Below are 6153 nucleotides of genomic sequence, written 5' to 3'. Positions count from 1 at the left end.
TGAACAATCACGAGAGCATTGGCGTCCAGATGTCCGAGTACATTGCCATGGGCGATTGGCGTTTGTTCTTCCTCGCGCGCGATCGCGCCGAGCTCGTGACGACCGAACAGGTGGCGGCCGTGGCATCAAAGTACTACCGGCGCGACAACCGCGTGGCTGGCCAGTTTCTCCCGGAAGACGCGCCGCAGCGCGCTGATATTCCGCCGCCACCGACGGTTGCGGAGGTGCTGAAGGATTTCAAGGGCAAGGAAGTCACGTCGGTGGCGGAAGCCTTTGATCCATCCAACGGCAATATCGACGCGCGCACCAAACGTAGCAAAATTGGTGGGCTGTCGATTGCGCTGCTATCGAAGAAAACCAAGGGCGAAACCGTGAATTTGAGTATGCGTCTGCGCAGTGGCGACGAGAAATCGCTGTTCGGCAAGGGCATGATCGGCAACATGACAGGACAGATGCTGGCGCGTGGCACCGGCAGGTTTTCTCGCGCGCAATTGGCCGATGAGTTCGACAAATTGAAGGTGGCCGGTGGTGTGAATGGCCTGTCCGCCAATTTTCAAACGACGCGTCAAAATCTTGTTGCCGCCATCAAGCTGGCCGCGCATGTGATGCGTGAGCCAAGTTTTCCGGAAGCGGAATTTGAGCAACTTCGGAAACAGGCGCTGACAGGGATCGAATCGCAAAAGAGCGATCCGCAGGCGCTGGCCGGTGTTGCCATGGCCAAGCACTTCAACATTTTTCCGAAGGGCGATCCACGCTACGCGGCTTCGTTTGAGGAAGCCGAAGAGGACGTCAAGGCGGTAACCCTGCAACAGCTGAAGGACTATCACAACACTTTCTATGCGGCCGCCAAGGGTGAGATTGCCGTCGTCGGTGATTTCGATGAAGCCGCAGCCACACAAGCGATTCGCGAGGCATTCGGCGATTGGAAGGGGGGCGTTCCGTATGTGCGCTTCACCAATCCTTATCGTGATGTTGCCCCGGCCAATCGTGCTCTGGAAACGCCTGACAAGGAAAACGCGACCTTTTCAGCACGTGTTAACGTCAATATGAACGAGGACGACGCTGATCATCCCGCGCTGTATATCGCAAACTACATCATGGGTGGTGGCGCCGGTTTTGATGCGCGCCTGACGGCGCGTATTCGCGTCAAGGATGGACTGAGCTACGGGGTTGGATCGGGGCTCGGCGTGCCGTCTACCGATCGCGGTGGGTCGTGGAGCGCCGGCGCCATTGCGGCGCCGCAGAATATCGCCAAGGTGGAGGCGGCATTCAGGGAGGAAGTTGCCCGCGCGCTGAAGGATGGCTTTACCGCGGCTGAAGTGACGGCCGCCAAGTCTGGCGCATTGCAGCGTCGCCTGCAGTCTCGCGCACAGGACGGGTCAGTCGCAGGCGGCTGGGTCTCCAATCTTGATCTCGGCAGGACCTACGCATGGAGCAAACAGTTCGAGGACAGGCTCTCGGCACTGACGGTGGAGGAAGTGTCCGCGGCATTCCGCAAACACGTGGACCCGAGCAAAGTTACCATCGTCAAGGCGGGAGATTTCGCCAAAGCGGCAAAGACGGCTGCGTCGAGGTAATTTCCGGATCCACCTAAGAGCCCGCTGCCGTGGCAGCGGGCTCTTTTTGAGCGATCTCGGCGGCATAGGTGGCATAAGTGGCGTGAACGATATGAGTGGCACGAGTGGTTTCGGGCCAGTTCGGGCACGCCTCGGCGAAGGCGGCAAGGCAGAATTCAGAATGCATTTGATTTTGTTGGGTTTTTCGGCGATAATAATCGGCTTGGCTGAGCAATTGACCGCACAACTAAGGACAATTCAAACCCCTTGCTTTACCGCGGTGCGCATCGCGGAAAGCTTCCAGACCCTAAGGTCTTAATCCACAAGGAGATTTTATGCGCCATTACGAGATTGTTTTTATTGTTCATCCCGATCAGAGCGAGCAAGTGCCCGCCATGATTGATCGGTACAAGGCGACCATCGCCCAGGGTGCGGGCAAGATTCACCGCATCGAAGACTGGGGCCGTCGTCAGATGACTTATCCCATCCAGAAGGTGTTCAAGGCGCACTACGTGCTGATGAACATCGAAATCAGCCAGACGACCCTCGACGAACTCGAACACGCGTTCAAGTTCAACGATGCGGTGCTGCGCCATCTGACCGTCAAGAAAGACGCCGCCGAAACCGGCCCGTCGCCGATGATGAAGGAAGAGAAATCCCGCAACGTCGACTTGAAGGATGACGTCAAGGTTGCACCGCCGGCTAGCCAAGCCGCTGCACAGCCTGCCTGACAGAAACCGAACGTAGCAAGCGGTGAGGGTGCAAGGTAATGAACAGCACCGTCCTCGATGGAAAGATCGTTTCACGCGACACCCTGAGGGTTACCCCCGGCGGCGTCGCAACGCTGAACCTGATACTGAATCACCAGTCGACTCAATCTGAAAATGGCCAAGAGGTCAAAGTTGAAGTCGAAATGAACGCCGTGGCGTTTGGTGACTTGGCGAAACAAATGGACAGCGTAAAAGTGGGCGATGCCGTTTCCCTCAAAGGATTTCTCTCCCGCAGGAGCCGCTACAGTCAGTTTCCGATACTGCACATAACCCAATTCAAATTCAGCTAGAGGTAGATCATGCCCCGTCCATCACCCCGCGGTAAGAAGTTCGACAAGAACAAGAAAGACACACGCAACCCCAACCGCGGCCTTTTTCGCCGCAAGAAGTTCTGCCGCTTCACCGCGGAAAAAGTTGTCCAGATCGATTACAAAGATATCGGCATCCTGAAGGATTTCGTCAACGAGAACGGCAAGATCATCCCGGCGCGCATCACCGGCACGAAAGCCAAGTATCAGCGTCAATTGGATGTAGCGATCAAGCGCGCCCGTTTCCTCGCCTTGATCCATTACACCGACCTCCATTAATCAGAGGCCAGGAGAAAAATCATGCAAATCATTTTGATGGAAAAAGTAATTAACCTGGGTTCGCTCGGCGACGTCGTCAAGGTCAAAGACGGGTTTGCCCGCAACTTCCTGATCCCGCAAGGCAAAGCCAAGCGTGCGACCGAAGCCAACAAGGCCGAGTTTGAAGGCCGTCGTGCCGATCTGGAAAAGAAAGCCGCTGAAATCCTCGCTGCCGCCAATGCGCGCGCCGAGAAGCTCGAAGGCTATCTGGTTCAGGTCACGCAAAAGGCCGGTGTCGATGGCCGCCTGTTCGGCTCAGTGACCAATTCGGATATCGCCGAAGCGCTGACCAAGCAGGGCTTTGATGTGAAGAAGGGCGAAGTCGTGATGCCAAATGGTCCGCTGAAGACCATTGGCGATTTCCCGCTGACGCTGAATCTGCACACCGACGCCAAGGCGCACATTACCGTTTCGGTGCTGGGCGAAGCCGCTTAAAGGCTCGTGTCGAGCCGGCCTAAATCCGGGGCGACAGAAACACGAAACCGCTACCTGAATCTAGGTAGCGGTTTTTATTTGTACATGACTTATCCACAACAAATACACCGTGTTTTCCGTTGTATGGCATATTGGTCGGTGACAAAATTCTTCGCTTGCCTCATGCCCGCCAACATCGACCAAAAGTTCTGGACCATAACTGAATGGCAGCCAATCCCAACCACTTGTCGATGTATTCCCACGAATCCGGTGATTCGCAAATATCGTCGCTGAAACTGCCGCCGCACTCCATTGAAGCCGAACAATCGGTGCTCGGTGGCCTGCTGCTCAACAACGATGCGTGGGACCGTATCGGCGACATCGTCGGTGACGAAGATTTTTACCGCGATGATCACCGTCGAATTTACCGGCATATTTCCAAGCTGATCGAGAACAACAAACCCGCCGACGTGCTGACGGCGGCGGAATCGTTGCAGCTCGCCGGTGAGCTGCAAGGCGTCGGCGGCATCAACTATCTGCAAAGCCTGTCGGAAGGCACGCCGAGCGCGACGAATATTCGCCTCTACGCGGAAATCGTGCGCGAGCGCGCGATCACCCGCCGCCTCGCGCGCGTGGGTGAAGAAATCGCTGACGCCGCCTACACGCCGAACGGCCGTGAAGCCCGCCAGTTACTCGACGAGGCCGAGAAAAAAGTTTTCGATATCGCCGAGATGGGCCGCAAGCAGGGGCAGGGCTTTCTGTCGATGTCCGGTCTGTTGTCGGATGTGATGACGCGGCTCGATGAGCTTTCCAAGAACCCTTCCGCCGTCACGGGTGTCGCCACCGGTTTCGTGGACCTGGATGAACGCACCTCTGGCATGCAACCGGGCGATCTGGTCATCGTGGCCGGGCGCCCGTCGATGGGCAAGACTGCATTCGCGCTCAACATGGCCGAACACGTCGCATTGAGCCTGGGCCTGCCAGTGCTGATTTTTTCGATGGAAATGGGCGGCACGCAGATTGCCGGTCGCTTCCTGAGTTCCGTTTCCAAGGTTGATCAACAACGCCTGCGCACGGGCCGCCTCGATGGCCGCGATTGGGACCGCCTGAGTCAGGCCGTGGCCAAACTGAACGACGCGCCGATCCAGGTCGATGAAAGCGCCGCGCTGAATGCGCTTGAGCTTCGCGCGCGCGCGCGCCGCATGTGGCGGCAGTACGGCGGCCTCGGCATGATCGTCGTCGATTACCTGCAACTGATGTCGTCGTCATCCGCGGGTGAAAATCGCGCGACGGAAATTTCCGAAATCTCGAGATCGCTTAAGGCCCTCGCCAAGGAACTGAAAGTCCCGGTGATCGCGCTATCCCAGTTGAATCGCTCGCTCGAGCAGCGTCCGAACAAGCGGCCGGTCATGTCCGACCTGCGCGAATCCGGTGCCATCGAGCAGGACGCCGACGTGATCCTGTTCATCTACCGGGACGAAGTCTATAACCCCGAAAGTGCGGACAAAGGCAGTGCCGAAATCATCATTGGCAAGCAGCGTAACGGCCCGATCGGCACTGTCAAGCTCACGTTCATGGGGCAGAATACGCGATTCGAGAATTACGCGGGACCGCCGGGGTACTAGACAATTCGGGAGTCGGGATTCTTCATTTCGCAGCGCTTCATTCAGCATGACACTTACAAAATGACCCGTCCCATCCGCGCCGAAATCTCGGTCTCCGCACTGCGTCACAACTATCACTTTGCCAAGCGCGTCGCGCCGCAGTCGCAAGTGTTTGCGGTCGTCAAGGCCAACGCCTATGGTCATGGCATCGAACGCGTGGCGCGTGCCCTGCACGATGCCGACGCCTTTGCCACGCTGGAACTGGATAGCGCCGCGACATTGCGAAAGCTCGGGTTCGAACAACCCATTCTCATGCTCGAAGGGCTGTTTGAGAAAGACGAGATTCCGGTCTATTGCCAGCACAAATTGATGATGGCCGTGCACAGCGATGTGCAAATGGACATGCTTTCGCAACATCCGCCGGCCATTCCCCTTTCCGTATTCCTGAAAATGAATTCCGGCATGAATCGACTCGGATTCCCGCCCGAACGGTTTCCCGCCGAGCTGCACAAGGCTGAAGCCCTGCAACAAAAAGGCGTGATCGGCGATCTGGTGCTGATGACGCATTTTGCCGGCGCCGATGGCCCCGAGGGCGTGGGTGATGCGCTCAAGCGTTTTGTCGACGCTGTATACGAGGCGAACGGATCGCTATTTCAGCGCTCGGTCGCCAATTCCGCGGCGACGCTGCGCTATCCGGAAACGCATTTCCAGTGGGTGCGCCCTGGCATCATGCTTTACGGGTCGTCACCGTTTGCGGACCAGTCCGCCGTCGACCTCGGCCTTAATCCGGTGATGACCCTTCGCAGCGAAATCATCGGCGTGCAAACACTGGAGCGCGGCGACAAGGTTGGCTACGGCGGTATTTTCACCGCCAAAAAGCGCATGCGCATCGGCGTCGTGGCGTGTGGCTATGCCGATGGCTATCCGCGCCACGCGCCGGGAACCAACGAGCACAGCACGCCAGTGCTGGTAGGTGGCAAGCGCACCCATACCGTGGGCCGCGTATCAATGGATATGCTGGTCGTGGATATCACCGACATGCCCCACGTGCACATCGGCGCGCCCGTCACGCTGTGGGGCGAGGGTCTGCCCGCGGATGAGGTTGCGCACGCGGCCGGCACTGTCGCCTACGAACTCTTCTGCGCGGTTGCGCCACGCGTGAAGATGGTAGAGGTGGATTGAC

Annotated in this window: 8 protein-coding genes; 7 read left to right on the top strand and 1 reads right to left on the bottom strand. The window is 57.8% G+C overall.

Translation table 11 applies throughout. The annotated features are described in order from the left end of the window. The first annotated feature begins 29 nt into the window (after positions 1–29). A complete protein-coding gene (locus IPP88_19605) occupies positions 30–1577 on the top strand; it encodes an insulinase family protein (protein ID MBL0124824.1) in 1548 nt (515 codons plus the stop codon). A gap of 13 nt (positions 1578–1590) precedes the next feature. Here IPP88_19605 and IPP88_19600 read toward each other — a convergent pair whose 3' ends face one another. Next, positions 1591–1791, bottom strand: a complete 201-nt coding sequence (locus tag IPP88_19600; GenBank protein ID MBL0124823.1) for a hypothetical protein — start codon at positions 1789–1791, stop codon at positions 1591–1593. 100 nt (positions 1792–1891) lie between these two features. On the opposite strand from IPP88_19600, the gene rpsF reads away from it, so the two are divergent. The 6 genes from rpsF (at position 1892) to alr (ending at position 6152) form a co-directional block, all read left to right on the top strand. Next, positions 1892–2287: a 30S ribosomal protein S6 gene (gene rpsF / locus IPP88_19595; protein MBL0124822.1), complete on the top strand. Its 396-nt coding sequence runs from the start codon at positions 1892–1894 to the stop codon at positions 2285–2287. 38 nt (positions 2288–2325) lie between these two features. Then, positions 2326–2616 (top strand): primosomal replication protein N, encoded by a 291-nt coding sequence (priB, locus tag IPP88_19590; protein MBL0124821.1) that lies wholly within the window; start codon positions 2326–2328, stop codon positions 2614–2616. 9 nt (positions 2617–2625) lie between these two features. After that, positions 2626–2913: a 30S ribosomal protein S18 gene (locus IPP88_19585; GenBank protein ID MBL0124820.1), complete on the top strand. Its 288-nt coding sequence runs from the start codon at positions 2626–2628 to the stop codon at positions 2911–2913. A 21-nt stretch (positions 2914–2934) separates the two neighbouring features. After that, entirely contained in the window at positions 2935–3387 is a 453-nt protein-coding gene (locus IPP88_19580) for a 50S ribosomal protein L9 (protein MBL0124819.1), read from the top strand. Between the two features lie 203 nt (positions 3388–3590). Beyond that, the gene (dnaB, locus tag IPP88_19575; GenBank protein MBL0124818.1) at positions 3591–4991 is read left to right on the top strand and encodes a replicative DNA helicase; all 1401 of its coding nucleotides are present in this window, start codon (positions 3591–3593) and stop codon (positions 4989–4991) included. A 60-nt stretch (positions 4992–5051) separates the two neighbouring features. Beyond that, positions 5052–6152 (top strand): alanine racemase, encoded by a 1101-nt coding sequence (gene alr, locus IPP88_19570; GenBank protein ID MBL0124817.1) that lies wholly within the window; start codon positions 5052–5054, stop codon positions 6150–6152. The last annotated feature ends 1 nt before the right edge of the window (position 6153 follow it).

It is taken from the genome of Betaproteobacteria bacterium, from assembly GCA_016720925.1.
Taxonomy (GTDB): domain Bacteria; phylum Pseudomonadota; class Gammaproteobacteria; order Burkholderiales; family Usitatibacteraceae; genus UKL13-2.
Note: the sequence above shows the minus strand (reverse complement) of the source record. Positions and strands in the feature narration are given on the sequence as shown.